Origin of the sequence: Lamprobacter modestohalophilus (assembly GCF_016583905.1) — a bacterium.
Lineage (GTDB): Bacteria > Pseudomonadota > Gammaproteobacteria > Chromatiales > Chromatiaceae > Lamprobacter > Lamprobacter modestohalophilus.
On the sequence record NZ_NRRY01000023.1, the window covers coordinates 18,341 to 43,752 of the forward strand.

Here is a 25,412-nt window from a genome sequence, read left to right on the forward strand (position 1 = left end):
CTGGCATCGATTGATTCGTCGGTCAGTGCGCAATGTTGGGAGTTGGCAAACTCATCGGCTATCCTTTGTCCTTAAGCTGCAACAAGGTCAATTTTTGAGCCATGATCGACTGGTCAACATGCGCAGTCTTAGAGCGCGACCCTGAGCGGGTCAGCGGCGCTTGGGTATTTTGCGGTACCCGCGTGCCTGTGGCCGCTCTGTTTGAGAACTTGGAAGATGGCGCTCAGGTTGGCGAATTCATCGATTGGCTTCCGGACGTCACGCTGGAGCAGGCGCGCGCAGTGCTCGAGCATGCCGCGCATTCCCTGGAAGCTGCTGAGTCACACCGGCCGCGCGCGCTGGCCCTTGACTGAAGTGCAGAGGCCGCATCCGCTACCCGTTTCTCGCTACGGATGAAGAACGCTGAGCATGGCGAAACGGACTGGATCAGCGACGAAGTTTCGCCAACTCGGCCAGCAGGGCTTCTTTTTCGGAGCGCTCTTGTTCAGCGAGCCGCTCGGCCATCGCCGCGCGTTGCTCGGATGAGGTGGCTCGCTGTTCAGCTTGCTGACGAGCACGCGCAGCAACTTCACTCACACGTTCGGCCTGCGCGCGTGCCTGTCGTTCGGTCACGACGGTCTCTTCAGCTCGCCGACGCGCCTGTTCAGACTGCTCCTGCGCCTGTTCAGCCTGCTCTCGTGCCTGTTCAGCCTGCACCCGAGCCTGCCGATCCCGCTGCCAGGCCGGCAGCACAAAGGGCGCATAAACCGGATCCTCAATCAACGTCTCCAGGCTCGGCTGGCGGGTGAGATCCTCCAGGCGAAAGCGAAACCCCGGCACCACCGCCGAGCGAAGGATGCCCTCATGGCAGGGGATGGGTTCATACAGACCCGAGGCATTGCGTCGATAGAACAATTGCCAGCGCGGATCATGGTGGATGATGTAGTACTCGGGCACCCCGGCGGCCTGATATTCCGCGTGCTTTTGCTCGGTGTCGCGGCGGATCTCCGCTGGTTTGCTATCTGAGAGCGCCTCGACGCACAGATCAAAAGTGCCCTGGTAGGAGCGGTCGAGATCCGCGAGCGGCTGCACATTGCTATCGAGCACTAGGCCGAGATCCGGTTTGCGGATGGCAATCTTGTTCGGCAGGCTCAGGCGAAAGCCGAATTCCAGGCAGGTCAGGCGGGCATTGTGGTGGGTCTCGAGATAAAGCCGTAAAAGTCCAAGCAGCCATTGGTAAATCCAAGCGGTTAGGACATCAGACACCGGCTTGACCTCCAAGATGCCGTTATTCCATTCGTAGCCGTTTTCGTGCTCGTAATAAAAAGCCCAGTAGTCCTCCTCGCTGACCGGCGTGCCTTCCGGTGGATCGACGGGCTGAGGGAGACTGGGGTCGCCATCCCGTGGGGTGGATTCAGGCGACGGATGATGCAAGGCGAACGCGGGCGAAGGCATGCTCGGACTCCTGTGGATGCAGGCTTGTCTCGGAGTCTAGCCGACCCCCGGGAGGCCAACAAGCCGATCTGATCCAGAGCATCACTTGATCGCCGGCAACCTCATCCGTGAGCTGGGGAATGCGCTCAAAAAACGACTGGATCGGTGGGGCCCTGGCTGGTCGCCACTTACGGTTTAACGCTGGTGCTCCCGCTCAGCGTCGTCAGCTGCATCGGCGGACGGCGCGCGTCGCGGTTGGCCGAGGGCGTTTCGACCGAAACCTATGTCGAAGCGATGCGCCCAGCACCAAGCCTACGCGGTCATCTGACCTTTCACCTCAAGCATGAGGTGCCGCACCTAGAATTGCTCTCCCGTCTGTTCGAGCGGATCGAGACGAGCGATCTGGTCGCCTGGGTGCTGGATGAGCCGACCGGACAGTACGCGCGGCGGGCTATATCGATACCATCGATGCCCGCAAATTGGTGGCGGCCAATCAAGGCAAGCGCTCCAGGGTACTGGCCAAAGAGATCCCGGCGCTGCTCGACACCGGCGTTTGGGACGCGATCTCTGAAGCAGTCAAGGAAGCGTTCGGCGATTAAGCGCCCCTGTCTGGCTCAGTGCAGCCTGCTCAATCCGGCGGTCTGCGCCTCGTCTTTGGTCAAGATCTTCTCCTCAGTGGCGCGCCAGAAGCCATCTGCTTCCTTGCTGAGCGTGATCAGGAGCGGGCTCTCGTGCTCGTTACCGTCTTTGTCGGTGAGATATTCGATGGCGGTCAATCGGAGCTGGGTGTCTGAGTCGACCTTGACCGCGTTCAGATAGTAGCGGAGCGAGGTCACCAGGCCGGCGGCGAACTGCTCCTGCACCTGCTGCCGCCAGAAGTGGTAGTCGACCACATCAAGATTGGCCAGACCATAGACCTTGACCCGTCTTGAGATCAGGTTCATGTGGCCCTCGATATCTCGTCTTTCCAAGGTCTCGCAGCAGGCCAAGGCCCAGTCGTTGGCAATCTCGCCCGCCGTCATGCTGTCAATCATGTCGTCTCCGGTCACCTCTCAAAGAGGTGCGTCAGTTCGTCTGGTGAGTGGGGTCTAGTGCTCCGCCGTTCCAGCGCATGGCGCTCGATCGCTTGTCAGGCATGGCGCTCGATAGCCTGTCAGGTTTTTCCTTAAGGAATCGCCTTGCTCCATTTCCTGATTATTCCGACGCGCCACAATCATTACCATGGCGCTGCTTTAAGCGCTCATTATCCACAGCCGACTCAATCGGCATGTCCTTAAACGCGTTCAGGAGATCGGCTGTGCATCGTTCCACAGGCTTCCTGGGCGCTGACAAATCCTTCCTTAACCTTCCATCAGACGGATACCAACGACACCATGAACACCCTTGCCAAGATCACAGCCACGGCATTCGCCTCCCTCGCGTTTTCGGCCTGCGTCGAGGAGCAGTCGATCGCTGGCTCCAGCTCAGCCATGCCCCGCGACGCAAGCGGTGCCGCCGAGACGGCCTGCATGACCTCCGTCAATAGCAACTACGGCGGCAACGTGCGCGAGGTTCGCGTCGTCAGCTCCGAGTTCTCGCAGGCCAACTCCGTGGTGATGCTCGACGCGGTCGGCGTGCGCGGCGGCTCGCAGACCGAGCGCTGGCGCTGCCTTACCTCGGATGCTGGGGAGATCGCTGAGCTGACGGTCGTGCAGTAAGTCGACGCAGCGCCCGCTGAGGCTTAGCGTATATTTAGTCCCGGGTGATCCTATGTCTGCTGGCGATTATCGCGAGCTTCGAATCCAGTAGACGGCGACTTGGTAGCCCTGTACCGATTGTCTTGCCCATCGCGCTGGCGGATGGCTTCAGCTAAACACCGCAAATCCCTGATCGATGCGCGCGAGGATGGCATAGGCCATGACGCCGAGCAGGGCGCAGAGAAAGGTGCCTCCTACCAGGAGATAAGCCAATAACCGGTTGACATGCTTGCCCAATGAGCGTGCGGTCTCGGCCTCGAGGCCGCGCGCGATGGTGGCGATTCGCGCGACCTGCCCCTGGAGACCGAGCAGCAGGGCCCCGCCACCTAGGAAAATGGTGCTGACAACGAGGCTGATGATGAGGAATTGAAGGCTCTGTGGGGCTCGGTCTGGGATGAACAGGCTTGTAATGACGAGGGCGCCCGAGGCGATCGAGAACAAGGCTGCGCAGAAATAGACGATTCTGAAGAGCGTCACCATACTCATGTCATCTCCAGTCACCATCAAAGAGGTGTATCAGTTCGTCTAGCCAAAGTGATCCCGAGGCTGCTCGACCCATCTCCGGCATGCTCAATGTCCAGGTGGCGCGATCAAGAGTGGCAGTCGTGCTCCGAGCGCCCGATGATCAACGCCCGGTTTCGACCTGAGTGAAGAAGAAGGTAAGGCTTAAGCCGCCAACCCCATCGAGTGGTGGATTTGACTGATGACAGCCGGAGAAAGCCCCGTTTTTTCGGCGAACTGACGCAGGTAATCGCGCTCGGCCTCAGTGTCGATCTTGACTGCGAGCAGGGAGCCGGCATAGACCTGAGCGGCCACTTCCTGATTCGGGATCTCGGCGACGAAGGCATCTAGATTGAGCGGCTGTGCCAGCTCGCTCATCAGCCACTCTTGGGTCTCCGTATCCATTGCACCCGTTTGCAGCTTGCCGAGGATGCGCTGGATCTCATCGTGACTGACCTCGCCGTCCGCTTTGGAGATGCTGACCATGCCTTTGATGACCAAGCGTGCGGTGTCGTTCATGGCCTGCTGCTCGGTCGGAGACGCCGGCTCGTGCAGCCCGAGCGGCATGGCGCCCATGCTAGCCGCTGGTGAAGTGAACGAAGCCCCCTGACCGGCAGAGGCCGATGCGTTTGCTAGCGCCTTGAACGCGACCCCGGCAAGCATCGCCAGGGCACCGCCGCCGACTGCGCCCTTGATTGAATCGCCACCGCCGCCGAGCAGCGAGCCTAGCACGGCGCCAAGGCCCCCTGCCTGAACCGGGTTTTGCGAGGCTTGACTCAAGGTCGACTGCGCACCCGCCAACAGTTTCCCGAGCAAATCACCAACGCCACCTTGCGCCCCACCTTGCGCGCCTTGCGCATTGCCGAAGCTTGCTTGCAGGTCTTGCAGGATATTCCCCAACCGGTCCTGTCCGGCTTGCGGGATGTTGTTCTCAATCATCGAGCCAAGTAAGTCACTAAAGCCGGCCATGTTGGTTACTCCCAAGTGGATCATAGGAACGGTGTTGATTTCACCGCCTCGAATAGTAACCGAAAGACCGCGCCGACGGGAGGGCGGGAATCATAGAACAGTTTGAGCATTGAATGTGCAGCAGTTACTGCGCTGCAATGGGCTTGAGTCTGCTGCCGCAATGGCTCGAGCTGGCGGACATCGATCCGCGGCGATAAGCTGAGCATGCCGCATAGGCAGTGTATGTCTCGTCATTGTCTGTCAGGTTTTTCCTGACGGGAATAGCCTGTCGCCGTTTCCTGATTTTTTCTTAACAGAACAATCACTACCATTGTGAGCATCGCAGCGCTCTGGCATGAGAGGGTTTGTGTCCGGGTGGTGTGGCTGCGAGAAGTATGCTGGCGAGCGTTGTCTTTGGCGCGACGATGGTTGTGGTCTGCTCCAAGCGCTAATACCCAGACGGACATAATAAGATCTGTTCAGGCTTCATTCCGTACCCATTGCGGATATTGTCTCGCCGTAACGCCGCAATCCATTGGCGGGGACTGGCGGGCAACCCAAGTGAATCGATCGGCCTCTGGTTGATCCCACCCTTATCGGAGTCATACGAATGGACATTACCAGTCTCTTGATCTTTCTCGCCATCGGTGCCGTGGCCGGCTGGCTCGCCGGTGTCCTGATAAAGGGCGGCGGCTTCGGTCTGCTGATCGACATCGTGCTCGGCATCGTCGGTGCCGTGGTCGGCGGCTTCTTGTTCGGCCTGCTCGGCATCTCAGCCAACGGGCTGATCGGTTCCATCATTACCGCGACCGTGGGCGCCGTGGTGCTACTGTTGGTGGTGCGGTTGTTCAAGCAGGCCTGAGAGGGCACAACTGCCAGTAAACCTTCAATCTAACCCGAATGTTGAACGCGAAGCCGCGAAGAACGCGAAGAATACGGATCTTGTGGCTAAAAGTTGACCTGACTGCTTGCTTGTCGCAAACGACGCATTAGGTCATAAAAACTTGTCCAACCGCCTGGTTTTCTTAGCTTCTTCGTGCCTTCGCGTGAGATTCGTGAGCTATCCAGGCCAAAGAATAAACCAAAACATTGCTATGACTATCACCATGACCCGTCTGTTCCTTGCACTCGCTGCCGGATTTCTGGTCGCAAACACCGCGCTGGCGGATGACATCCGCACCGAGCGCGTGCAGTTCCACAAAGGCGCGAGCAGCGCCACCGTCGAGGGCCAGATCAAAGGCCGCGAGTCCGTCGACTACCTGCTCGGCGCCCGCGAGGGGCAATCCATGAACGTCAGCATGGCCACGGACAACAGGTCGAGTTATTTCAATATCATCGCGCCCGGGAAGGCGAACGAGGCCATCTTCGTTGGCTCCATCGCCGGCAATCAGTTCGAGGGCACCCTGCCGGCGAGCGGTGACTACAAGATCCGTGTCTACCTGATGCGTAACGCGGCCCGCCGGGATGAAACAGCCAAATACCGTCTCGAAATGATCATCAATTGATTCCATCGCTGCGGGCGGTGCGGGCAAGGAAAGCGCATCAAGACCAAACCTAACCAGCGTCTGCCGAGCTAAGAGAAACTAACCCATGCGATCAATCCAGGATCTTTAGCTCCGTGAGTGCCGCGATGCTGACCTCGGCACTGGCGAAGAAACGGACACGCAAGTCGGCATCAACAGGCTCGTCGCTCGCCAGTGCCAGCTCCAGCTGTTCTGCCGCTGCGCTCAGGTCGTCTGCGCCAAGCGCTCCCGCGGCGCCGCGCAAGCGATGCAGTAGATCGCCCGCTCGCGCCCGGTCGTCGGCGTCCAGGGCGCCGGCAATGGCGGATGCTGTCTCCGGGTACTCGGCGACGAGGCGCTGAGCCATGGTGCCCCAGACGTGCGGGGCCTCATCCAGCCAGCGTCTGACTTTGTTGGCGTCGAAACCGGATAGATCAATGGGCCGCGAGGCGATGACGGAGACTGGCTGGGGGATGTCACGTCCGGCGATGACGGAGACTGGCTGGGGGATGTCACGTCCGGCGATGACGGAGACTGGCTGGGGGATGTCGCGCCCGGCGATGACGGATTCCGGCTGCGAGACCTCGTGCGCTGCAGCGGGTAATCGCAGCCAGCGGCTCAGCTCGGCATAGAGGCTCTCAGGCTCGAGCGGCTTGGTGAGGTAGCCGTCCATGCCCGCCGCCAGACAGCGCTCGCGCTCGCCGGCCAATGCGTTGGCCGTCAGGGCGATGATCGGCAGCTTGCTTTGCAACTTGCTATTCGGCAAGGCGCGGATCTGTCGGCATGCCGTTAGACCGTCCATCTCCGGCATGCGGACGTCCATGAGCAGGAGGTCGAAATCGCCCTCGGCTGCTGCGGCGACGGCCTCGGTACCCGTGGTGACGAGGGTGACCAAGGCACCGTGCCGGCTCAGTAGCTCGCGCGCCAGCAACTGACTCACCGGGTCGTCTTCCGCCACCAGTATCCGTGCATCGCGCAGCGCTGCCGTTTGCGGGGGCGGGGCCGCCCGATGCAGCGTCGGCAAAGCCTTTGTCTCTGCCACTGTCTTTGTACCTGTCTCTGCTTCTGCTTCTGCTTCTGCTTCTACTACTGTCTCTGTCTCTGTCTCTGCCTCTGCTCCTGCCATTGTCGCTGCCTCAGCCTTTGCCTCTGCTCCCGCAGCTACCTCTGCATTTGCTACTGCCTCTGCCTCTGCCTCTGACTTCGCCTCTGTCCCTGCTTCCGCCTCCGCCAAGAGCCCCTCTGTTGCGCGGGGAAACACCAGGCTGAACCAGAAGCAGCTGCCCTTGCCCACAATGGACTCTAACTCCAAGCGTCCGCCCATCAGGGCGACCAGGCGCGCGCTGATGGCCAGGCCCAGGCCGCTGCCGCCGTGGCTGCGGGTGCTCGAGGTGTCGACCTGGGTGAAGGCCTCGAACAGGTCGGCGCGTTGGTCCTCGGGAATGCCGATGCCAGTGTCGGTGACCGTGAATCCCAGCTGCACCTCGCGCTCGTTCGCGTCATTCACCCAGACCGCCAGCGTGACCCGGCCCTTGGCGGTGAACTTGATCGCGTTGCCGACCAGGTTCAACAGCACCTGCGTGAGGCGCAGGCTGTCGCCGAGCAGCGTGCCGATCGGCTCCGTTGGCCCGTCGATCCGCAGCGCTAGACCCTTGTCCGCCGCCTGCTGCTCGACCATCACTCGCACACGCGCAAGCACGGCATCCAGCTCTAGCGGTTCTTGACGCGGTTGCAGCTTATTCGCCTCGATGCGGGACAGATCGAGGATGTCGTTGATCAGTGCTAGCAGGGTTCGGGCGGAGAGGTCGATCTTGTCCAGGTAGTCGCGCAGCAATGGCCCTGGTTTGGTCTCTATTGACAGGCGAGTGAGGCCGATGACCGCATTCAGCGGGGTGCGGATCTCATGGCTCATGTTGGCCAGGAAGTCGCCTTTGGCACGGCTGGCGCGGTCGGCGATCTCCTTGGCCTGCAGCAATTCGGTCTCCGCCTGCTTGCGGCGCCCGACCTCCCAATGCAGACGATGGTTCCAATACAGGATGGTCAGCAGGATCAGCAGTGCCGCCATGAGCACCTGCCATAACAGGCTGTAATCGGGCGCGGTGACCACCTGGCGCAGCAGCCACTTGTTGTGAATCGCGCCGCGCTCCGCCGGGGTGATGGCAGCGATGGCCTGATTGATCAGCGGGAGCAAAGCGGCCTGCTGCCGGCTGACCATCACCTGCAGCGGAAACTCAAGGTCAGTGACACCGATGAGCTTGACCTGGCCGGGCGGAAAGCCCTCGATCTGTTGGTGCAACACCGGCAGGATGTCGACCGCGACATCGGCCTTGCGCTCCGCCACCGCCTCGAGCGCTGCGCGCGTGTTGTCGACCAGCACGAAGTCGATCCCGGGGGACTGAGCCTTGAGCAGATGGTAGGCGCTGTAATCTCGGCCGACCGCGACGCGCCGTCCCGCCAGCGTGGCGGTGCCGGCGAACAGCCCGGCATTGGCGCCGCCAGCGACGGCGATGGGATAGTGCTCGTAGGGGTCGGAGAAGAGGGCATAACGCTCGCGATCGGCGGTGCGCGTGGTGGCCGCGTAGAGGTCGATCTCGCCGCGTTCCATGGCGCTCAGGATGGCGCCGAAGGGCTGCCGTTCGGCGCGGGTCTCCTGTAGACCGAGCTTGTCGCGGATCAGCGTCCAATAGTCCTCGGCAACACCGGTTGGCGCGCCCTCGGCATCGGCAAAGTCGAATGGGGTCCAGGCCGTGGCCAGGGCACGCTGAAACAGGGTGGCATCCAGATAGGCGCGCTCTTCCGGGCTGAACTCCAGCGGTGGGCGCATATCGCCGGCGGCGGCGACCGAGGTCAGCCAGCGTTGGCGAATGGCAATGTGCTGTTCTGCGGCTATGGCGTTCAGGCCCTTGTCGATCAGCGAGATCAGCGGAGCCCAGGCCTTGCGCGTGACCATCGCCTGCTTGTGCTCGCCAAAGGGGGTTGGGCCGGCCATCTTGAGGTTGGTGATGCCTTGCGCCTGCATCAGGTAATCGGTGACCAGCAGGTTGCCAACATAGGCATCGGCACGCCCGGTCGAGACGGCCAATAGCGCGTCTTTGGTGCTGTCCTGAATGACGAGGACGATGCCAGGCTCGGTGGTTTGCAACAGTCCCTGCATGACATAGCCGCGCTCGATCGCCACCGTTTTGCCGCGCAGATCGCTCAGCCCATGAATGTCCTGCGTCTCTTTGCGCGTGAAGATGATCCAGGGCGAGGAGAGATAGTCCTGGCTCATGGCCAGGGTCGCTAAACGTGTGTCGGTGCGGTTGGCCGACGGCAGCAGGTCATAGTGGCGGTGGGTGCCGGCCATGTCTTCGAACCCTTCAATCCAGGAGTCGGCGGCGGGAATGAAGCGAACGTCGATCTCGAACAGCTTGGCGATGATACGCAGGTAATCGACCGCCATGCCTGCGGCCTCGGGGCTGTTGATCTCCCAGGGCGGGGCCTCGCCGATACGGACGCGAACGCTGTGTTTCTGCTCCAGCCAGGCGCGCTCCTCCGCGCTAAGCTCGATGGTCGGGCTTTGCTCCGCGCGCCATTTGCGCAGAATCTCCATCATCTCGACCGGCTCGATGGCCTTCAGCGCTTTATCGATGATCGTGAGCAGTGGTCCGTGCTCTTTGCGGATGGAATAGCGCAGATCGATTCTGCTGCCAGGCACTGGAAACGCCAGGTGCACATCGGGCAGCATGTTCTCAGTGGCGATCCACTGCAGATTGGCACTGGAGATGACCGCGTCGAGCGCGGCGTTCTGCAGCGCGACGGCCAGCTCCAAGGGGCTGTCGATCTCGACGCGGATGCTGTCCGGCCATGCATCGAGCAATTTCAGGTCCGACAGATTGCTCCGCATCACGCCGACACGGCGGCCGGAGAGATCCTCCATCGACTGGATTGGGCTCCCCTCGCGGGTGAAGATGAACTTGTGCGTGCTGTAGGGGCTGGTGCTGAAGAGGAACCGATTCGCGCGCTCAGCATGGCTGGCCGAGGCGGCGAGGCCGTGAAGCTCACCGCGTTCGGCGCGCGTCACCATCTCGGCCCAATCGCCCAGCACCAGCTCGATATTGGCCTCGGTGAGGGCGTTGATGCGGGCGATGAGGTCGGCTTCGATGCCGGCATGGCTACCGTCGCGCTCGCGCCAGACGAACGGGCGCCACTGCGCATCGCTGCCGAAGAGGATGCGTGGGTTAGCGGCCAGCCAGTCCTGCTCGGCCTGCGTCAGCGCGACCTCTTGACCTGCAGCGGCCTGAAGTGCAGGTAGCCAGCACAGCAGGATCAGCCATCCCAGAACGAATCTTCTTAGGCCCATTGATCGACCACGGCAACCTCTAAAGCGCCTCTGCGCAGCGAATCCACCAAGAATGGTAGGGCGGCGAGGCGCCACGGCATGGGGCGTGGCGCTTCAACCTGAAGTCTACAGCGGAGGTGCCGATTGTGCGCTCGCGCGCGGTCTATGGGTCGAATGATGCGGGAAGGGCATTTGATCGGACTCGGTTTGAAGCTGAGATCCTCGGTAGATGTCAGGATCGAGTCCTAGTCGCAACGGCAGTGCATCTTTGGCCGGTACGCTACAGACTTGCGGCTTCGAAGGTATTGCAGCGCTCGATATCGCCCGTCGAGAGCCCGGTGCGGAACCAGCGTTGGCGCTGTTCCGCGCTGCCGTGCGTGAAGCTGTCTGGGACAACGAAGCCGCCAGCACGGCGCTGCATGCGGTCGTCGCCGATTTGTGCCGCGGCATTGAGTCCCTCGTCGATATCGCCTTGCTCCAAGATCTGTCGCGCCTGTTGCGCACGGTTGGCCCAGACCCCTGCGAAACAGTCGGCCTGCAGTTCGAGCATCACGGAAAGCCGATTCGCTGCGACTTTGCCTGCCTGCTGCTGTGCTCGGCTGACCTGATCCGAGATCCCCAACAGGTTCTGCACATGGTGACCGACCTCGTGCGCAATCACATAGGCCTGGGCAAAGTCACCGGGCGCCTGATAGCGGCTCTGTAGCTCATCATAGAAGCCGAGATCGATATAGACCTTCTCGTCCGCCGGGCAATAGAAGGGGCCCGTCGCGGAGCCGGCCAAGCCGCAGGCCGAGCGCACCGAACCGGTGAACAGGACCAGGTTTGGCTCCCGATAGCGCGCGCCGGCCTCGCTGAACAGGGCCTGCCAGGTGTCTTCCGTATCAGCCAGGACAACAGCGACGAAATCAGCGAGCTCATCTTCGCGCTGTTGGCCAAGGTGGGTGCTGAACGGGTCGTTGGTGGCGCCTGGGAACGATTGCGCGCTTGGAGCGGATTCTGGAACTGGCAGGCCGACGGACATCAAGGTGCTGGGGTCGATGCCGAACACCAGGGCTAACAGGACGATGACCACCAGCCCGAGTCCGCCCCCGGTTGCCGTTCGGCGCCCGACCGGTCGTCGTCGTCGACTCGAGGAAGGCACTCCAGTGCTCACTCGGTCACGCCGATCCTCAATATTGCTGCTGCGCCGACCACTTCGCCACCGCATGTCCGTTAGGCCGCGGACAGCGGGATTCGGATCTTTTGGCCGGGATAGATCAGATCGGGGTTCTTGATGACTTCCCGGTTGGCCTCGAAGATCTGCGGGTAGGCATTCGCATCGCCGTAAAATTGCTTGGCGATCGCGGAGAGGGTGTCACCCTTCTTGATGATGTAAAACTCCACCTCACCGCTTTGCTCTGGGGCCTGCAGCTGGGCCGCCTCAACGCGCTCGACGCCCTTCACATTGCCCGCCATGAGCACGGCCTTTTCCATGGCTTCTCGATTGTCCGCCGCGCCACCGAGGGTGACGACGCCCTTATCGAAGCTGACATCGAGATCTTTGATGCCGGGGTTGTCCCGCTCGATCTCGTGCTTGATCTTCTCACTGGCCTCGGCGTCTTTGCCGAACACCGATTTGCCGACGTTTTTCGCAAAATCAAAGAGTCCCATGATTGCTTCTCACTGAATAGCGTTATTGATCTGTCCGCGACACCCGCCGTTTTCTACAACGGACAGCCCGTCAGTGGCGTCTCAGTCGGCGGACCTGTTAAAACTGTTGGTACATTAGCAAGCAGATGACCATGCGAAAATCGGGTATCGTCCGTAAGGATTTGCCCGACAGGATCTGCCGTCTTGTTGGTTTCTGCTTGGGCCACGACGGCAATGAATGCCGCAGCCTTAGGCGCTGAAGCGATCGCGGTTGATGGCTGCAAGCCCTACTCAATCAGCCGCTGGACGGCTACTGAATCGACAGGTCGATGTTGTAGCCGACGGTCTTGTCGGTATCGCGGTCGTTGCCCATCAGATAGACGCGAATCCTGTACTCGCCGCTCTTTGGCAGTTCGATGGTCGTTGTGCGGCCGTCCATCGAGCCGTTATAGATGGCGACGTCATTGCTGCCAGGCGGCAGGATGTTAAAGTAAATCGTGCCATTGCCATTCGTCCCATCGACGTTGAGGGAAACGAACATCTCCTGTCCGGCCTTAGCACGAAGCTTGTAGTCGATATACTCATCGCCGCGGATGGTTCCGTTCACCATCGTGCCGTAGTTTCCAGGCTTGAACTGGACGTCGGACGACAATTGCGCGTAGGACGCTGTTGTGAAGGTGAGTGTTCCGACGAGCGCACCGACGAGCGCGCCGGTAAGCGCAACAAGGCGAATTGAGCGGAGTGTCATGGTGGTCGATCTCGTGGTTGCAGCAATCGATGGATAGCGGGGAGGCGTGTTGGTGAAGCGGGTCAGCCAGCATCAGCCTGCAATGCGCTGACACCGCCGGCAAGGTTAAGGCGCGCGGGAGTTTGCGGCAATTAGGGGTTGCCTGTCAGGACTCTCCCCACAGTCGGGTTGCGATCCCTGTCAGCTGGTCGGTCCGGTTGCCTGGTAGCGGGCCGCTGAATCCCCGACTCTAGCTAAGGGGCTACTCAACCGTTGCGATACCGGCACGGATGGCGAACTTGACCAGGCCGGCGACATTGTCGATGCCGAGCTTGAGCATGATTCTCCCGCGGTAGGTCTCGACAGTTTTGGGGCTGATGCTGAGCGCCACGGCGATATCCTTGGTCCGCTGACCTTCGGCGAGTAGACGCAGCACCTCGCGCTCGCGGGCGGTGAGGGCCGTGCGGTCGACGTCCGCACTGCGGTGTCGAGTCTCGGCGCCGGTTTGGGTCAACGCAGGGCTGATGAACTGGCCGCCAGCCATGACTGTTTCGATGGCCTCGACCAATTCAGCACTGGCCTCGTTCTTCAGGACATAGGCGTTGGCGCCGGCTTTGAGCATGCGCTGCAGATAATGATTGTCGGCATACATCGAGAGCGCGACGATGCGGGTTTGTGGTGTCTCGTTGCGGATGGCCGCCGCCGCATCGATGCCATTCATGCCTGGCATGGCGACATCGAGCACAACCACGTCGGGCTTGAGCTCGGCGGCGAGCTGCACCGCCTCTTCGCCATTGGCGGCCTCGGCGAGGATGCGCCAGCCTGGATGCTGACGCAGCAGTGCCGCGAGTCCCTCCCGGAACAGGCTGTGGTCGTCGCAGAGCAGCAGGTTAAGCGATTGGAACTCAGTCATCTGATTGGGCGGAACGGTCTCCGATGGCGTTGTTTAGCGCTCGCCAGCTCTGCGTGAAGGCGACTCTCAATCCAACGTCGTTTTGGTACGAAAGTGCCCGTCAATTGCCTTAGAAACTGTCCATCAACTTCTTCCCGATTTGAGCACCACCGTAGGGCGATCATCGGGAATTAGACAATGGACGGTCAACGGTTACTCAGCGGTCGCGGATGAAGTCGTAGATATTCAAGTAGTCCTGGCCAGGGTGGTTCCAGGAGTAGTCCGCATTCATCGCGTTCTTCATCAGCTCGCGGAAGTGCTCTGGGTACTGGTAGTAGCAGTCGATGGCGCGGATCAGGGCCGATTCCAGACCTGGCACATCGTAGTCGTCGAACCGGTAGCCGTTACGTTGGTGCAGTGGGCGATCGGAGTGATCCTTATCGAACACGGTGTCGGCCAACCCACCAACGGTGCGGACCACCGGCACGGTGCCGTAGCGCAGCGCGATCAGCTGGGTCAGGCCGCAGGGCTCGAACTGGCTCGGGACCAGCATGATGTCGGCACCGGCGTAGATCAGGTGCGAGAGATCCTCGTCGAAGCCGATCTCGAGATGGCAGTCGGGACTGTCGTTGAGCATGTGCTTCAGGCCCCAGAAATCATTGTTGATGCCCTGGTCGGGGCTGGAGCCGAGCAGCACGAACTGGGCGCCGCGCTCGAGGGTCGTGAAGATGGCATGGCGCACCAGGTCCAGGCCCTTTTGCGGGTCGAGCCGGCCGATGAAGGCGACGATCGGCTTGTCGTTGTCGGCGAGCATCAGCCGCTGGCGCAGCGCGCGTTTGTTCTCGTACTTGTCATCGAGGTTGCCGAGACCGTAGTTGACCGGGATGTAGCGGTCGACCTCCGGGTTCCAAACGTCGTAGTCGATGCCGTTGACGACACCGCCATACTTCATGTGATGGGTGTGCAGGGTCGACTCGAGGCCGAAGCCCTGGCCTTGATCCTTGGTCTCGAAGGCGTAGCGCGGCGAGACGGTGGTGACGAAATTGGAATAGACGATGCCGCCCTTGAGGAGGTTGATCGCGTTCTTGTGATGGTTGTCGCCCATCCGCACCCAATCGAAGAAACGCTCGGGCTGATGCAGGCCAGTGGCGCGCAGCAGCTCGGCGCCGGTGACGCCCTGATGCTTAAAGTTGTGGATGGTCATGCAGACCCGTGGATGGGTCATGCCGAGCGACTGATAGAACTCGTACAGGAACACCGGCACCAGGGCGGTCTGCCAGTCGTGGCAGTGGATAATGTCCGGATGCTTGCCGGACTGCCAGAGGAACTCGATCGCCGCGCGCGAGAAGAAGGCATAACGGAAGACATCATCCGGGAAGCCGTAGATGCTACCGCGGTTGAAGAAGTTGTCGTGCGAGTGGGGCTCGATGAAGAAGCATTTGCGGTCGTGGACGAAGCCGAAATAGACCGTGCAATGGATCGCGCCGTCGTACCAGGGTACCCAGAGGTCGTTGTAGACCGGCTGCAGATCGAAGATCTGGTCGTAGCGAAGGTTGTCGTACTTCGGCAGGATGATCTCGACATGGTTGCCGCGGATGGCCAATTCCCGGCTCAAGCCGAAGACCACGTCTGCCAAGCCACCGATCTTCGCGATCGGTGCCATCTCCGGCGTGATATGGACGATGAACAGGCTGGGACGCGGGGCGTGATGGACGACCGGCGGTTCAGGGGGGGGGGCGGGCTGCGGCTCCGCGGCCGTTTCCGCAACGGGCTGTATCAGCGGCTCCTTGGGCATCCTGGGCTCTGCGACCGGCTCGGGCTGCGGCGGCTCCTCAACGCTCTCCGGGATGGAAGGGGCCGGCTGCGGTGTTGATACCGCTGCCTTGGCCGCCGCGGTCGCTGGTTTCGGTTTTGCCTTGGGCTGAGCTGTTGGATTGGCTGTTGGATTGGCCGCTTCTTTGGTCGCGGCAGGGGGGCGCGTCGATGTCGCGGGCGCAGCGGCGGTGGGCGTTTGTTCTGATGCTGATGTTTCGCTGCTCGTCGGCGTCGGCGTCGGCGTCGGCTTAGGCGTCGGTGTGGTCTTTGGTTGCGCCGAGGGACCCGGGCTGCTGGAGGCGGGGGCCTCCTTTGCCGCGGATTTTGTGCGGGTGCTAGAGCGAACCGGCTTCCGCTTACTCGCCGGCGAGGGCGTGTTTGGCTTGGTTGTGGATGCAGTCGCGCCTGAAGAAGCGCCTGAAGAGCCCTCGGCAGCAGGCGTCGCGGCCGCCGCTGGGGCCGCAGGCTTCGGGCTCGTGGCGGATTTTGCAGATGCGCTGGCGGCCTCCGCATCGGTCGTCTTGGCCGGCGACTTCGGGCTCGGGTCCGTTGTCTGAGCCACGGAGCCAGCAGGCGGCGTGCCCGCGGCCTGCGGCTTCGCAGCCGCGCCCTCGGCGTCGACCTTGGGCGCGACGGGCGCGTCGGTCTTGCGGCTACTTGATGCTTTGGTCTTCTTCGTGGACGTGGACGTGGACGTGGTCGTTGGCTTTTTTGCCATCGCTGCTCACCTGCGCGATCTGAGTGCTTCGAGTGCTGGGTTTGGCCGCAAGGCCTGCCACCTGCCGTTTGTGTATCCGATGCCGGCCGATCGCTTAGTCGGCGGCTGCCTCCGCGGTCTCGTCGTGCTCGGCAGCGGCTGTGGGCAGGGACTTGAGCACGATACCGGCCAGCGGCGGTAAGGTCAGCAGCAGAGACTGCGGATGGTTCATCCAGTGCTCCGGCTCGGTGCTGATCGGAGCGCTGCCGTTGTCGACGCCGCTGCCGCCGAAGGCCGATTCGTCGGAGTTGAAGATCTGCTGATAGGCGCCGGCAGCCGGAACCCCGACGCGATAGTCGTGGCGCGGAATCGGTGTGAAATTGAGCGCAACGACAAGGTGGTCGCTCTGCAACGAGTCGTTGTTATCGCCGGCGGGTTGGCCTTTGCGCTGGTAGATCAGCACGGAGTTGTGCGCATCATGGCAGTCGATCCACTCGAAGCCTTCGCCGCTGAAGTCGAGCTGATGCAGCGGTGGCTGCTCTTGGTAGAGCCGATTGATGCGACGCACCAGTTGCTGAATGCCTTGGTGGAGCGGGTACTCGAGCACATACCAATCGAGGATGCGCTGGCTATCCCATTCCTCGCCCTGGCCAAACTCGCTGCCCATGAACAGCAGCTTTTTGCCGGGATGGGTGTACATGTAGGTAAACAGCAGGCGCAGGTTGGCGAAACGCTGCCATTCATCGCCAGGCATCCGATACAGCAGCGAGCGCTTACCGTGCGTGACCTCGTCATGTGAGAACGGCAGCAGGAAGTTTTCGGTGAACGCGTAGAGCATGCTGAAGGTCAGCGCGTCCTGATGGTACTGACGGTGGATCGGGTCCTCTTTGAAGTACTCCAGGGTGTCGTTCATCCAGCCCATGTTCCACTTCAGGTCGAAGCCGAGGCCGCCGACGTAGGTCGGCCGCGTGACCTGGGGCCAGGAGGTCGATTCCTCGGCCATCACTAGGGCTCCCGGCACCTGGTCGTGGACGATCTCGTTGAGCTCGCGCAGGAAGGCGATGGCCTCGAGGTTCTCGCGGCCGCCGTATTGGTTCGGCAGCCAGTCGGTGCGGGAATAATCGAGGTAAAGCATCGAGGCGACGGCATCGACGCGCAGACCGTCGACGTGGAATTCTTCGAGCCAGAACAGCGCGCTGGAGATCAGGAAGTTCTTCACCTCGGTGCGGCCGAAGTTGAAGATCAGGGTCTCCCAGTCAAGGTGCTCGCCAAGGCGTGGGTCCTCATGCTCGAACAGGGCCGTGCCATCAAAGCGGCCAAGGCCGTGGGCGTCCTTCGGGAAGTGTGCTGGAACCCAATCGAGGATGACGCCGATGCCATTGGCGTGGCAGTGGTCGACCAGCCAGCGGAAGTCGTCCGGGCTGCCAAAGCGGCTGGTGGGCGCGTAATAGCCAGTGGTCTGATAGCCCCAGGAGAGGTCGAACGGGTGCTCGGTGATCGGCATCAGCTCGATATGGGTGAAGCCGAGATCTTTGACGTAATCGACTAGGCGCTCGCCAAGCTCACGGTAGTTGAGCATCTCGCCTTCGGGGCCGCGCTGCCAGGAGCCGGGGTGCACCTCGTAGATCGACATCGGGCTGTGCTGCCAGTCGTATGCCGCACGCGCTTCGCGCCAGGGCTCGTCGCGCCAGCGGTACTGGGTGGGCGGCTCGACGATGCTGGCCGTGCTTGGGCGGACCTCGGCGCGCCGCGCATAGGGGTCGGACTTGAGCAGGATGGCGCCGTCGCGCGAGCGGATCTCGAACTTGTAGAGCGCGCCAGGTGCCAGGTCGGGGATGAACAGCTCCCAGACGCCGTTGCCGTGCACGCGCATCGGATAACAGCGGCCATCCCAGCCATTGAATTCGCCAACCACGCTGACCCGAGCGGCATTCGGCGCCCAGACCGTAAACAGCACTCCGGCAATGCCGTTGGTCTCGTGCACCCGTGCGCCGAGCAGGCGGTAGGCATGCCAGTGGCGCCCCTCGCCGAACAGGTGCATGTCGAAGTCGGGGACCTGCGGCGGGAAGCTGTAGGGATCGTGCGCGATGTGCTCGCGGTGATCTTGGTCGCGCCAGATCAGCCGGTAATGGTCGGGTAGGTTATCGGCCGGGCCGCGCCATTCGAAGATGTCGGTGCCACTGACGCGCTCCATCTCCTGCTGAACCTCGGCGATGGAGACAGTCTCCGCCTGCGGCAGGATCGCGCGCACGCAGACCTGGTCTCCGTCCTGATGACGGCCGAGTACGGCAAAGGGGTCGGTGTGGGTCGCCTCAGTGAGTTGACGGAGCGGGGCGGGGAGTTGGTCGTGGCTCATCCAGGATGCCTCTTCAGGGAGTGGGTCGTGGCGCCCGCGCGGATGCGGGGCTCGTCGGTGTCGATGTCTGCGGTAGGTCGCCTCAAGCATCGGGCGCTGGCGATCAAATGCGCTGCGGTGGGCGTGTCACTGGCCGTATGCGACATTCGCGTGATGATCTTTACTAGCGGATTCAGCCGATGTCTTTCGCTGGATCAAGGCCCTGCTTGCGAACATACATGAGGAGCTCTTTCGCCCGGCCCATGGTCTGGGCGAGGGCGCGCAGATCTTGCTGATTGCTGTCTTCGTTGGGGAATTCCATCCACTCGCTGCCGTCGAGGGTCTGGAAGCCCATGCTCCAATCCGGATACTGGGCTTGTGAGACAAGCTCTTCGAACAACAGCGCGATGTCAGTGTGGCGCTCGTCTTGGGCGATCTGCTTGAACAGGCCGCGGACCTCATTTGGCTCGCCTTCGAGCACCTGCAGAAAGTGGCCGCCCTGAAACAACAGGAGTCCGGTTATGCCTTTTTCGGCGTTGCTTTTGCGGGCGTAGGTTAGCAGCTCGAGCAGCTCATCGCGGCTGAAGTCGTGTGTCGCGGTGCTAGCGTAACAAAGTTGAAAGGGCATATCCCACAACTCCAGTGGCATGTTGTCATCAATGCCCCGATTCTACGCGTTCGCGCGCTAAAATGGCGCGGTTGTCGGCGCGCCAGTCGTTAGGCTGTCGGCCGTTTGTGGATGCGTTGCTGAAGCTGGCGCGCGCGAGCGCTCTGGCATAATAGGCACACTTGGGCCGACAGCCTCAGGCTGCGGTGGGTGAGAATTCGACTGTTGCGGAAATCCTGCTTATGCGCATCAAGGTTTGGGACCTACCGACACGCGTCTTCCATTGGGTGCTCTTTGTGGCTGTAACCGCGGCCATTTTGACGGGTTTGCAAGGCGGTAACTGGATGGTCTGGCACGAACGCGCCGGGCTCCTGATCTTGGGGCTGCTCGTGTTCCGCCTCATCTGGGGCCTGTTGGGATCAACCTACGCGCGCTTTGCGCAGTTTTTCCCGACGCCGCGGAAGATCCTGGCCTATCTGCGTGGCCACTGGCACGAGGAGGGGCATAACCCGCTTGGCGCCTTGTCTGTTCTCGCGTTGCTCGCCGTGCTCTTATTCCAGGCTGGTAGCGGCCTGTTCAGCAACGATGACATCGCCTTCAACGGGCCACTCTACGCACTGGTGTCCAAGGCGACCAGCGACTGGCTGACCAGCCTGCATCGCCAAGGGCTGTGGGTCATCGTTGCGCTGGTGAGCCTGCATATCTTGGCTGTGCTGTTCTATACCCTGGTTCGGCGCAACAACTTGATCCGGCCGATGATCACCGGCTGGAAGCCGGCACCGCCGGATGGCTCGTGCGCAAGCTCGGCGCGGGGCGGACCTCTTTGGGCATTGCTGCTGGCGCTGTTGCTCGGCGCAGCGGCGGTGTGGATTGCGGATGGTGGTCTGCTGCCACCGCCACCCCCTCCGCCACCAGCGGGTAGCCTGCCGAGCTGGTGAGTTCCCGGCTCTTGAGGCTGTGCAACCTAACCAATGTGAACTCAAGCCAGCGTCGCTCTTGTATCGACAGGCTTTTCGATAGCGGGCAGGAGATGGCGTCGTTTGATGGCGGGGCCGTTGCCAGCCTCGCCGATGTGCTTGACTGTTTGGCTGCAGCCAATGGACTGCAGCCTAACCGATCAAACGCCCCTGGGCTTAGTCTTTGCGGTACTTCTTGTGGCAAGCCTTGCAGCTCTCGCCGAGCTTACCAAAAGCGGCCTTGACCTCAGCCTCGTCGCCGAGAGCAGCCGTCTCGGCCATGTTGTTGGCGGCTTCGATGAAGGCCACGGCGACCTCCCCAACCCCTTCCTGGTCGGTAAACAGCTCGGGCTTGACGCGGGTCTTCACGTCGCCGATGTCCTTGTCGGTGCCTGGGCCATAGAGCGCGCCCATGCCGGAATTGGCGATGCCGGCGATGGCATTGGCGGCGGCCTCAACCTGAGGCTGGCTGTAGTCGCCGTCCAGGTTTGCCTTGATCTTGCCCATGTTCCAAGACATGAAGCTGTAGCCAGCCTGACGGGTTTGGATCTGCTCTTCGGGCTTGAGGTCGGCTGCGGTCGCGGTGCCAACAAAGGCGATCGCGAGGGTTCCGAGGGCGGCGGCACGTAAACGAGTGTTCATACTGGCTTCTCCTGAATCTTAGGATTTGGCTACTGGATGGGGTTGGCTGGCGGATGATAGCGGTTAGCCGCCATGTCTGCACGGCAGCGAGGCCGATTTGGCCACGGATTGGACTGTCTGGGCATCAGCTGCGGTTCAATCGCGCTCACCTGCGGCAGGCTGTCTCGATCCTGGAACGGCTTGATCGGGCAGCCGTAGCCCGTGCACTATGCAAAGGCTTGGTGTTCGCGACTTTGTTGGCGAGCCTTGGCGAGCTTGCGCTGTACACCTTGCGCCGTACACCTTGCGCCGTACACCTTGCGCCGTACACCTTGCGCTGTACACCTTGCGCCGTACACCTTGCGCTGTACACCTTGCGCCGTACACCTTGGGCTTTCCGTTCAGTCCGCCTTGGTTGGGGTGATGATCTCGATGGGTCCCTGGACATTGCCTAATCTGTTGAGCATCCTTCGGCTCGGCTCCGCGCCGTTGCTGCTGTTGCTTGCCCTCTCCGAGCAGCGAGAGGCATTTATCTGGCTGTTGGCACTGGCGTTTCTGACCGATGCTGTCGATGGCGTGCTGGCGCGGACCATGGGCCAGACCAGTCGTTTGGGCGCCCAGCTCGACTCCTGGGCCGATGTTGCGATCTACACCGTCACCGCGATCGCCCTCTGGCGGCTATGGCCGGCGTTAGTGCGCAGCGAATGGCTGGCTGTAGCCGCGGTGGTTGTCAGTTTCGTGCTGCCAGCGTTGGCGGGCCTGCTGCGCTTTCGCCGATTCACCAGCTATCACACCCTGCTGGTGAAGGTCGCTGTGGCCGCGACGTTCGTCGGACTCTTGCTGATGCTGCTTGGCGTTTCGGTCTGGCCGTTTCGGTTGGCGGCACTACTCGCTGTGCTAGCCGCCCTTGAGGAGATTGCCATCACCGGCGTGCTGCGCGAGGAGCGCTCGGACGTGGTGAGTCTTTGGCATGTGCTGCGTCAGCAGCGCGAAAGCGTGCGTGCCGACGCTGATTGAGTGCGTTTTGAGTGCGTTGTTAGACGCCGAGCTGGGTTGGCATCTACATCGACAGGCGATGATCGCCGAGATCGAGATCTGACCCAGGCTCCCTGAGCGGTCGGCCGGTGTTGACCTGCAGCCGCCGGTTAGAGCTTGGCGCTCATGACTGCCGCAATATCGATCGGGACGTCGCTGGTTCGCACGGCGCGCAAGATCCGCTCGTCAGTGCCGATATGGGGGTCTGCGAGATCCAGATCCTCCAATGTCAATTCGCGTTGGCGGTCGGGGTCAAAGCAAACTCGAACAACCGGCCTTAAGAGACCATCGCGACTAGACTCAACGACGACTGCGATGCGGCCGCTCGCCAGTCGCACCAGTGTTCCTACCGGGTAGATGCCAACGCAGCGAATGAATTGCTGGACCAGCTTGGGGTCAAAATGATGATTGCTCCACGACAATAGTTTTCTGAGCGCTTCGCTCGGCTCCATACCTCGGTGATAAACGCGGTCCGTCGTGATGGCATCGTAGACATCGACAATGGAGGCCATTTTCCCAAAGAGCGAAATTTCGGCACCGGTTTTGCCATGTGGGTATCCACTACCATCGGTGCGTTCATGATGTTCTGCGACGATGCTGAGGGCAGCGTGTGGAAATCCGTGAGATCGGCTTAGGAGTGCAACACCGTCGCTCACATGGCGTTGCATGACTGTGAACTCGTGCTCGGTGAGAGGACCTGGCTTGTTGAGGATGTCATTTGGGACCAAGGTCTTGCCGATGTCGTGCAACAGCGCACCAAGCCCAAGCTCCTTGATCACAGGTGCGCTCAGATTCAGGCTTTTTGCAAAGGCTAACATCAATACTGAAACATTCACTGAATGCTCGAACGTGTAATGGTCCGCGTGGCGAATTCGCTGCAGGCCTAGCAATGCGTCCTGATTTCTGAAGATGGATGCGGTCATTTCCTCGACCACCGGGTTTGCGCGCTCGAACTCGAGCGAACGGCCGAGTCGAATGTCATCCATGAGTCCCTGGATAATCGAGGTGGCGAGTGTTCGAATACCCTTTGCTGTGGCGCTCTCCTCGCTAACGCTGCTCAGCCTTGGCCTTGCCGTACTGGATGCAGAAATGGTGTCGAGTCTCTCGTCGAGTGCTGCTTCGGCTTCTTGCTGAGAAGGTGCGCTAGCGACATCGAGTCCCTGTTCGGTATCGATATACAGTTCTTTGATTCCGAGCGCTTTAACACGCTGGAGGGTGATTTCGTTTGTTACTGCGAATGCAGTCCAGAGAAATGTCTGGTCTAGCCATCCGCAGTCTAGATCGTGAACAAACATGCCCTGTCTGAGTTGATCGATGGTGATTTTCCTTATCATGTGCTTTATGAGTCCATCTTGACGGTTACGATAACTTTGCGATCGAGTGATGATACTGTAGGCTGCACCTGAAATGCGCGATGACATTTTCCATATCAAGTCATATCGGTCGTTCGGGATTCCTGCGCAAGGTCATGCGCCTGCTGGTGCAGAGGCGCTGCAGGGCCGCTGCAGGGCCGCTGCAGTTGGTGAAACCCTCTGAAAGCGCGATCGGTGTCAGCTGAGTTTACCGTGAAACAAGTGTTTCATTGTCCAGAGTGGCGAGGCGCCATGGACCTGAGGCTGGCTGTCTGAGAACAATGGTGAATCGATGACCCCTGAGTTTTGGCTCAACCGCTGGCAGCGCAGTGAGCTCGGCTGGCACGAAGATGAGATCAATCGGCATCTGGCTGAGCATTGGCCACGCCTCGAACTGCCAAAAGGCACGGCTGTGCTGGTGCCGCTCTGCGGCAAGTCATTGGATATGCTCTGGCTTGCGAGTTGCGGCCATCGCGTGCTTGGCGTCGATATCAGTCCATTAGCGGCCGAGCAGTTCTTTGCCGAGAGTCAGCTCGAGCCGCGCATCGAAGTGCGGGGTCCGTTTCAGCACTACCAGGTTGATGAGATCAGCGTCATGATCGGTGACTTCTTCGATCTGAGCCCTGAGCAGGTTGCGGGCATCGCCGCTGTCTACGATCGCGCATCACTCATCGCGCTGCCGCCCGAGATGCGGCCTCGCTACGCGCGCCATCTCGCGACGCTGCTGCCGGCTGATGTGCGCTCGCTGCTGATCACGCTGGAGTACGAGCAGTCGCGCATGAAAGGGCCGCCCTTCGCGGTGGTGGAGCCCGAAGTGCGCGCGCTGTTCGAGCCCAATTTCCAGGTCGAGACCCTGAGCGTTTTTGATGCGCTGGCCGAGAGTCCGCGCTTCAGGGCGCGCGGACTCGATGCACTTGATGAGCGCGTCTATCAGCTGCGGCGGCTGCCGCCTAACCCTTGACGACAGGGCCTGATGCTCCGCCCCGGTGTCACCGGGCTAGACGTCAGCTATGAAGATGGCGTCGTCTCGCTCTCTGGTGAGGCGGCGAGCCCTGAGGCGATGGAGAAGGCCGTGCTCATGGCGGGCAATGTCCAGGGTGTCGGCGAGGTCAAGGTCGACAACCTGAAGGCGCCTGAGCAAACGGCAGCGGTCGATTACTACACCATTGAAAAGGGCGACAGCCTCTCGGCGATCGCGAAGCGTTTCTATGGCGATGCGAATGCGTACCCGCGCATCTTCGAGGCCAATCGCGAGGTCATCAAGGACGCGAATCTGATCTACCCAGGGCAAAAGATCCGCATCCCGAAAGCGGATGCCTGATCCCGAACGGGTTGGGCGGCGGCCCTGACAACCCGCGGGTCGTTACCGCAGGGCCGCCAACTACCGGCTCAAACTGCAGCGACACCCATCGTCTGGTGGATTGTCTGTACCGCTGCCGGATGCAGTCCAGTCTTAGCAGCGAACTGCCGCAGGTAATTGGCCTGCAGATCCTGCAGCGCATTGCCGATACGCTGTTGACCTGAAGGGCCAAGATTGTTTTGGATGACAGATCCCAGCAAATCAGCAAAATGAGCCATGGTGGCGTTCTCCATTGATGGAATGATTAGGCACTTCGAATCGTCGGGCAAGCTGCTTATACACAGTTTTTATGTTTTTATGAAAGCGGCCATCGCGAGCGCTGCCGGTTATCTGACAGACATCCATGCCGGTCTTGCTGGGCAGGGCGCGTGCCTGAGCGTCGATCTCAGAGCCAAAACTCCGGATACCGGCGCCCGCGAGCCAAGTTATTGACCAGCAGCGCGACCAGCAGCATCAGCAGCGCGCCGAGCGTCACCGGTATCAAGACGAACAGATAGCCCATCGCATGCACCTGCTCGGAGCCGATCACCGCGATCAGTGCGGTCGCGCCACCCGGTGGATGCAGGGTGCGCGTCAGATGCATCAGAGCGATCGCGGTCGAGACCGCTAGCGCCGCGGCCAGCCAGGGCAGCAGTGGGCCAAGCAGCAGCCAGGCCGAGACGCCGATCAACGCCGAGACGGCATGGCCGCCGATCAGATTGCGCGGTTGCGCCAGCGGGCTGCGCGGGGCGCCATAGAGCAACACCGCTGAGGCGCCGAATGAGCCGATGAGGAGCAGGCCGTCTGTTGGTGTGAGTCCGATGGCCTCGAGCCAGACGGACGGATAGGTCCCCCGGGTACTGATTGCCTCGTTCAGCCAGGCCACTAAGGCGATGCCGAGGAAACTGCCAAGCCAGGACCAGAGTACCTCGCTGTTGCTGACCCGAGACGGGGCACCCCGTGTGGAGCCGCGCATCTTGCGC

25 protein-coding genes and 2 pseudogenes are annotated in these 25,412 nt (G+C 61.3%); 9 read left to right on the forward strand and 18 right to left on the reverse strand.

Features of this window, described 5'->3' with window-relative positions; all coding sequences use genetic code 11:
- Positions 1-101: 101 nt before the first annotated feature.
- Positions 102-353, forward strand: coding sequence for a DUF433 domain-containing protein (locus CKO42_RS14165; RefSeq protein WP_200245106.1), 252 nt, complete (start codon positions 102-104; stop codon positions 351-353).
- Between the two features lie 73 nt (positions 354-426).
- Here CKO42_RS14165 and CKO42_RS14170 read toward each other — a convergent pair whose 3' ends face one another.
- Positions 427-1,434: a Uma2 family endonuclease gene (locus CKO42_RS14170; RefSeq protein ID WP_200245114.1), complete on the reverse strand. Its 1,008-nt coding sequence runs from the start codon at positions 1,432-1,434 to the stop codon at positions 427-429.
- A 593-nt stretch (positions 1,435-2,027) separates the two neighbouring features.
- A complete protein-coding gene (locus CKO42_RS14175; protein WP_200245118.1) occupies positions 2,028-2,447 on the reverse strand; it encodes a hypothetical protein in 420 nt (139 codons plus the stop codon).
- A 339-nt stretch (positions 2,448-2,786) separates the two neighbouring features.
- On the opposite strand from CKO42_RS14175, the gene CKO42_RS14180 reads away from it, so the two are divergent.
- A complete protein-coding gene (locus CKO42_RS14180) occupies positions 2,787-3,110 on the forward strand; it encodes a hypothetical protein (protein ID WP_200245120.1) in 324 nt (107 codons plus the stop codon).
- A 147-nt stretch (positions 3,111-3,257) separates the two neighbouring features.
- Here the strand turns inward: CKO42_RS14180 and CKO42_RS14185 are convergent, their stop codons facing one another.
- Complete coding sequence (locus tag CKO42_RS14185) at positions 3,258-3,635, reverse strand: hypothetical protein (RefSeq protein WP_200245122.1); 378 nt, start codon at positions 3,633-3,635, stop codon at positions 3,258-3,260.
- Positions 3,636-3,815: 180 nt separating this feature from the next.
- The gene (locus CKO42_RS14190) at positions 3,816-4,619 is read right to left on the reverse strand and encodes a tellurite resistance TerB family protein (protein ID WP_200245124.1); all 804 of its coding nucleotides are present in this window, start codon (positions 4,617-4,619) and stop codon (positions 3,816-3,818) included.
- Between the two features lie 589 nt (positions 4,620-5,208).
- Between CKO42_RS14190 and CKO42_RS14195 the strand changes: the two genes are divergently transcribed.
- Positions 5,209-5,460, forward strand: a complete 252-nt coding sequence (locus CKO42_RS14195; RefSeq protein WP_200245126.1) for a GlsB/YeaQ/YmgE family stress response membrane protein — start codon at positions 5,209-5,211, stop codon at positions 5,458-5,460.
- Positions 5,461-5,704: 244 nt separating this feature from the next.
- The gene (locus CKO42_RS14200; RefSeq protein WP_200245128.1) at positions 5,705-6,103 is read left to right on the forward strand and encodes a hypothetical protein; all 399 of its coding nucleotides are present in this window, start codon (positions 5,705-5,707) and stop codon (positions 6,101-6,103) included.
- Between the two features lie 91 nt (positions 6,104-6,194).
- Here the strand turns inward: CKO42_RS14200 and CKO42_RS28535 are convergent, their stop codons facing one another.
- The 8 genes and pseudogenes from CKO42_RS28535 to CKO42_RS14230 all read right to left on the reverse strand — a co-directional run bounded on the left by CKO42_RS28535 (position 6,195) and on the right by CKO42_RS14230 (position 15,467).
- The gene (locus tag CKO42_RS28535; protein ID WP_420844309.1) at positions 6,195-7,226 is read right to left on the reverse strand and encodes a response regulator; all 1,032 of its coding nucleotides are present in this window, start codon (positions 7,224-7,226) and stop codon (positions 6,195-6,197) included.
- A 78-nt stretch (positions 7,227-7,304) separates the two neighbouring features.
- Positions 7,305-7,778, reverse strand: a pseudogene (locus CKO42_RS28540) (ATP-binding protein); the annotation flags it as partial.
- A gap of 75 nt (positions 7,779-7,853) precedes the next feature.
- A pseudogene (locus CKO42_RS28545) lies at positions 7,854-10,442 on the reverse strand (transporter substrate-binding domain-containing protein); the annotation flags it as partial.
- 259 nt (positions 10,443-10,701) lie between these two features.
- Complete coding sequence (gene ypfJ, locus CKO42_RS14210; protein ID WP_200245132.1) at positions 10,702-11,631, reverse strand: KPN_02809 family neutral zinc metallopeptidase; 930 nt, start codon at positions 11,629-11,631, stop codon at positions 10,702-10,704.
- A 5-nt stretch (positions 11,632-11,636) separates the two neighbouring features.
- The gene (gene lysM / locus CKO42_RS14215; protein WP_200245134.1) at positions 11,637-12,074 is read right to left on the reverse strand and encodes a peptidoglycan-binding protein LysM; all 438 of its coding nucleotides are present in this window, start codon (positions 12,072-12,074) and stop codon (positions 11,637-11,639) included.
- Between the two features lie 289 nt (positions 12,075-12,363).
- Positions 12,364-12,801 carry a hypothetical protein gene (locus CKO42_RS14220; protein ID WP_200245137.1) on the reverse strand — a complete coding sequence of 146 codons (438 nt, stop codon included), beginning with the start codon at positions 12,799-12,801 and terminating at the stop codon, positions 12,364-12,366.
- 241 nt (positions 12,802-13,042) lie between these two features.
- Positions 13,043-13,693, reverse strand: coding sequence for a response regulator (locus tag CKO42_RS14225; RefSeq protein ID WP_200245138.1), 651 nt, complete (start codon positions 13,691-13,693; stop codon positions 13,043-13,045).
- A gap of 196 nt (positions 13,694-13,889) precedes the next feature.
- Positions 13,890-15,467 (reverse strand): glycogen synthase, encoded by a 1,578-nt coding sequence (locus tag CKO42_RS14230; protein ID WP_242479392.1) that lies wholly within the window; start codon positions 15,465-15,467, stop codon positions 13,890-13,892.
- A gap of 151 nt (positions 15,468-15,618) precedes the next feature.
- Between CKO42_RS14230 and CKO42_RS14235 the strand changes: the two genes are divergently transcribed.
- Positions 15,619-16,044, forward strand: coding sequence for a hypothetical protein (locus CKO42_RS14235; RefSeq protein ID WP_200245145.1), 426 nt, complete (start codon positions 15,619-15,621; stop codon positions 16,042-16,044).
- Positions 16,045-16,299: 255 nt separating this feature from the next.
- Here CKO42_RS14235 and glgB read toward each other — a convergent pair whose 3' ends face one another.
- On the reverse strand, positions 16,300-18,540 hold the full coding sequence (gene glgB, locus CKO42_RS14240; RefSeq protein ID WP_200245152.1) for a 1,4-alpha-glucan branching protein GlgB: 2,241 nt from the start codon (positions 18,538-18,540) through the stop codon (positions 16,300-16,302).
- A 172-nt stretch (positions 18,541-18,712) separates the two neighbouring features.
- Positions 18,713-19,147: a BLUF domain-containing protein gene (locus CKO42_RS14245; RefSeq protein ID WP_200245155.1), complete on the reverse strand. Its 435-nt coding sequence runs from the start codon at positions 19,145-19,147 to the stop codon at positions 18,713-18,715.
- A 221-nt stretch (positions 19,148-19,368) separates the two neighbouring features.
- Between CKO42_RS14245 and CKO42_RS14250 the strand changes: the two genes are divergently transcribed.
- The gene (locus tag CKO42_RS14250; RefSeq protein WP_207148738.1) at positions 19,369-20,064 is read left to right on the forward strand and encodes a cytochrome b/b6 domain-containing protein; all 696 of its coding nucleotides are present in this window, start codon (positions 19,369-19,371) and stop codon (positions 20,062-20,064) included.
- A 195-nt stretch (positions 20,065-20,259) separates the two neighbouring features.
- Here CKO42_RS14250 and CKO42_RS14255 read toward each other — a convergent pair whose 3' ends face one another.
- Positions 20,260-20,724: a c-type cytochrome gene (locus CKO42_RS14255; RefSeq protein WP_200245157.1), complete on the reverse strand. Its 465-nt coding sequence runs from the start codon at positions 20,722-20,724 to the stop codon at positions 20,260-20,262.
- Positions 20,725-21,135: 411 nt separating this feature from the next.
- Between CKO42_RS14255 and CKO42_RS14260 the strand changes: the two genes are divergently transcribed.
- The gene (locus CKO42_RS14260; protein WP_200245166.1) at positions 21,136-21,720 is read left to right on the forward strand and encodes a CDP-alcohol phosphatidyltransferase family protein; all 585 of its coding nucleotides are present in this window, start codon (positions 21,136-21,138) and stop codon (positions 21,718-21,720) included.
- Positions 21,721-21,848: 128 nt separating this feature from the next.
- On the opposite strand, the gene CKO42_RS14265 is transcribed toward CKO42_RS14260, so the two are convergent.
- Positions 21,849-23,159 (reverse strand): HD-GYP domain-containing protein, encoded by a 1,311-nt coding sequence (locus CKO42_RS14265; protein WP_242479393.1) that lies wholly within the window; start codon positions 23,157-23,159, stop codon positions 21,849-21,851.
- A 223-nt stretch (positions 23,160-23,382) separates the two neighbouring features.
- Between CKO42_RS14265 and CKO42_RS14270 the strand changes: the two genes are divergently transcribed.
- Together CKO42_RS14270 and lysM (CKO42_RS14275) are read left to right on the forward strand one after the other, a co-directional pair.
- Complete coding sequence (locus CKO42_RS14270; protein ID WP_200245181.1) at positions 23,383-24,051, forward strand: thiopurine S-methyltransferase; 669 nt, start codon at positions 23,383-23,385, stop codon at positions 24,049-24,051.
- A 12-nt stretch (positions 24,052-24,063) separates the two neighbouring features.
- Complete coding sequence (gene lysM, locus CKO42_RS14275; RefSeq protein WP_200245183.1) at positions 24,064-24,411, forward strand: peptidoglycan-binding protein LysM; 348 nt, start codon at positions 24,064-24,066, stop codon at positions 24,409-24,411.
- A 68-nt stretch (positions 24,412-24,479) separates the two neighbouring features.
- Here lysM (CKO42_RS14275) and CKO42_RS14280 read toward each other — a convergent pair whose 3' ends face one another.
- Positions 24,480-24,668, reverse strand: a complete 189-nt coding sequence (locus CKO42_RS14280) for a hypothetical protein (protein ID WP_200245185.1) — start codon at positions 24,666-24,668, stop codon at positions 24,480-24,482.
- Positions 24,669-24,835: 167 nt separating this feature from the next.
- Positions 24,836-25,405: an HPP family protein gene (locus CKO42_RS14285; protein ID WP_200245287.1), complete on the reverse strand. Its 570-nt coding sequence runs from the start codon at positions 25,403-25,405 to the stop codon at positions 24,836-24,838.
- Between the last annotated feature and the right edge of the window lie 7 nt (positions 25,406-25,412).

Bases quoted from the DNA above. Each gene is read 5' to 3' on its own strand.
- CKO42_RS14165 (WP_200245106.1), top strand. From the start codon at position 102: ATGATCGACTGGTCAACATGCGCAGTCTTAGAGCGCGACCCTGAGCGG.
- CKO42_RS28535 (WP_420844309.1), bottom strand. From the start codon at position 7,226: ATGGCAGGAGCAGAGGCAGAGACAGAGACAGAGACAGTAGTAGAAGCA.
- CKO42_RS14200 (WP_200245128.1), top strand. From the start codon at position 5,705: ATGACCCGTCTGTTCCTTGCACTCGCTGCCGGATTTCTGGTCGCAAAC.
- CKO42_RS14245 (WP_200245155.1), bottom strand. From the start codon at position 19,147: ATGCCCTTTCAACTTTGTTACGCTAGCACCGCGACACACGACTTCAGC.
- CKO42_RS14220 (WP_200245137.1), bottom strand. From the start codon at position 12,801: ATGACACTCCGCTCAATTCGCCTTGTTGCGCTTACCGGCGCGCTCGTC.
- CKO42_RS14230 (WP_242479392.1), bottom strand. From the start codon at position 15,467: ATGCCCAAGGAGCCGCTGATACAGCCCGTTGCGGAAACGGCCGCGGAG.
- CKO42_RS14250 (WP_207148738.1), top strand. From the start codon at position 19,369: ATGCGCATCAAGGTTTGGGACCTACCGACACGCGTCTTCCATTGGGTG.
- CKO42_RS14270 (WP_200245181.1), top strand. From the start codon at position 23,383: ATGACCCCTGAGTTTTGGCTCAACCGCTGGCAGCGCAGTGAGCTCGGC.
- CKO42_RS14175 (WP_200245118.1), bottom strand. From the start codon at position 2,447: ATGATTGACAGCATGACGGCGGGCGAGATTGCCAACGACTGGGCCTTG.
- CKO42_RS14180 (WP_200245120.1), top strand. From the start codon at position 2,787: ATGAACACCCTTGCCAAGATCACAGCCACGGCATTCGCCTCCCTCGCG.
- CKO42_RS14190 (WP_200245124.1), bottom strand. From the start codon at position 4,619: ATGGCCGGCTTTAGTGACTTACTTGGCTCGATGATTGAGAACAACATC.
- CKO42_RS14185 (WP_200245122.1), bottom strand. From the start codon at position 3,635: ATGAGTATGGTGACGCTCTTCAGAATCGTCTATTTCTGCGCAGCCTTG.
- CKO42_RS14170 (WP_200245114.1), bottom strand. From the start codon at position 1,434: ATGCCTTCGCCCGCGTTCGCCTTGCATCATCCGTCGCCTGAATCCACC.
- lysM (WP_200245183.1), top strand. From the start codon at position 24,064: ATGCTCCGCCCCGGTGTCACCGGGCTAGACGTCAGCTATGAAGATGGC.
- CKO42_RS14195 (WP_200245126.1), top strand. From the start codon at position 5,209: ATGGACATTACCAGTCTCTTGATCTTTCTCGCCATCGGTGCCGTGGCC.
- CKO42_RS14285 (WP_200245287.1), bottom strand. From the start codon at position 25,405: ATGCGCGGCTCCACACGGGGTGCCCCGTCTCGGGTCAGCAACAGCGAG.
- CKO42_RS14280 (WP_200245185.1), bottom strand. From the start codon at position 24,668: ATGGCTCATTTTGCTGATTTGCTGGGATCTGTCATCCAAAACAATCTT.
- lysM (WP_200245134.1), bottom strand. From the start codon at position 12,074: ATGGGACTCTTTGATTTTGCGAAAAACGTCGGCAAATCGGTGTTCGGC.
- CKO42_RS14225 (WP_200245138.1), bottom strand. From the start codon at position 13,693: ATGACTGAGTTCCAATCGCTTAACCTGCTGCTCTGCGACGACCACAGC.
- glgB (WP_200245152.1), bottom strand. From the start codon at position 18,540: ATGAGCCACGACCAACTCCCCGCCCCGCTCCGTCAACTCACTGAGGCG.
- CKO42_RS14260 (WP_200245166.1), top strand. From the start codon at position 21,136: ATGGGTCCCTGGACATTGCCTAATCTGTTGAGCATCCTTCGGCTCGGC.
- CKO42_RS14265 (WP_242479393.1), bottom strand. From the start codon at position 23,159: ATGTCATCGCGCATTTCAGGTGCAGCCTACAGTATCATCACTCGATCG.
- CKO42_RS14255 (WP_200245157.1), bottom strand. From the start codon at position 20,724: ATGAACACTCGTTTACGTGCCGCCGCCCTCGGAACCCTCGCGATCGCC.
- ypfJ (WP_200245132.1), bottom strand. From the start codon at position 11,631: ATGCGGTGGCGAAGTGGTCGGCGCAGCAGCAATATTGAGGATCGGCGT.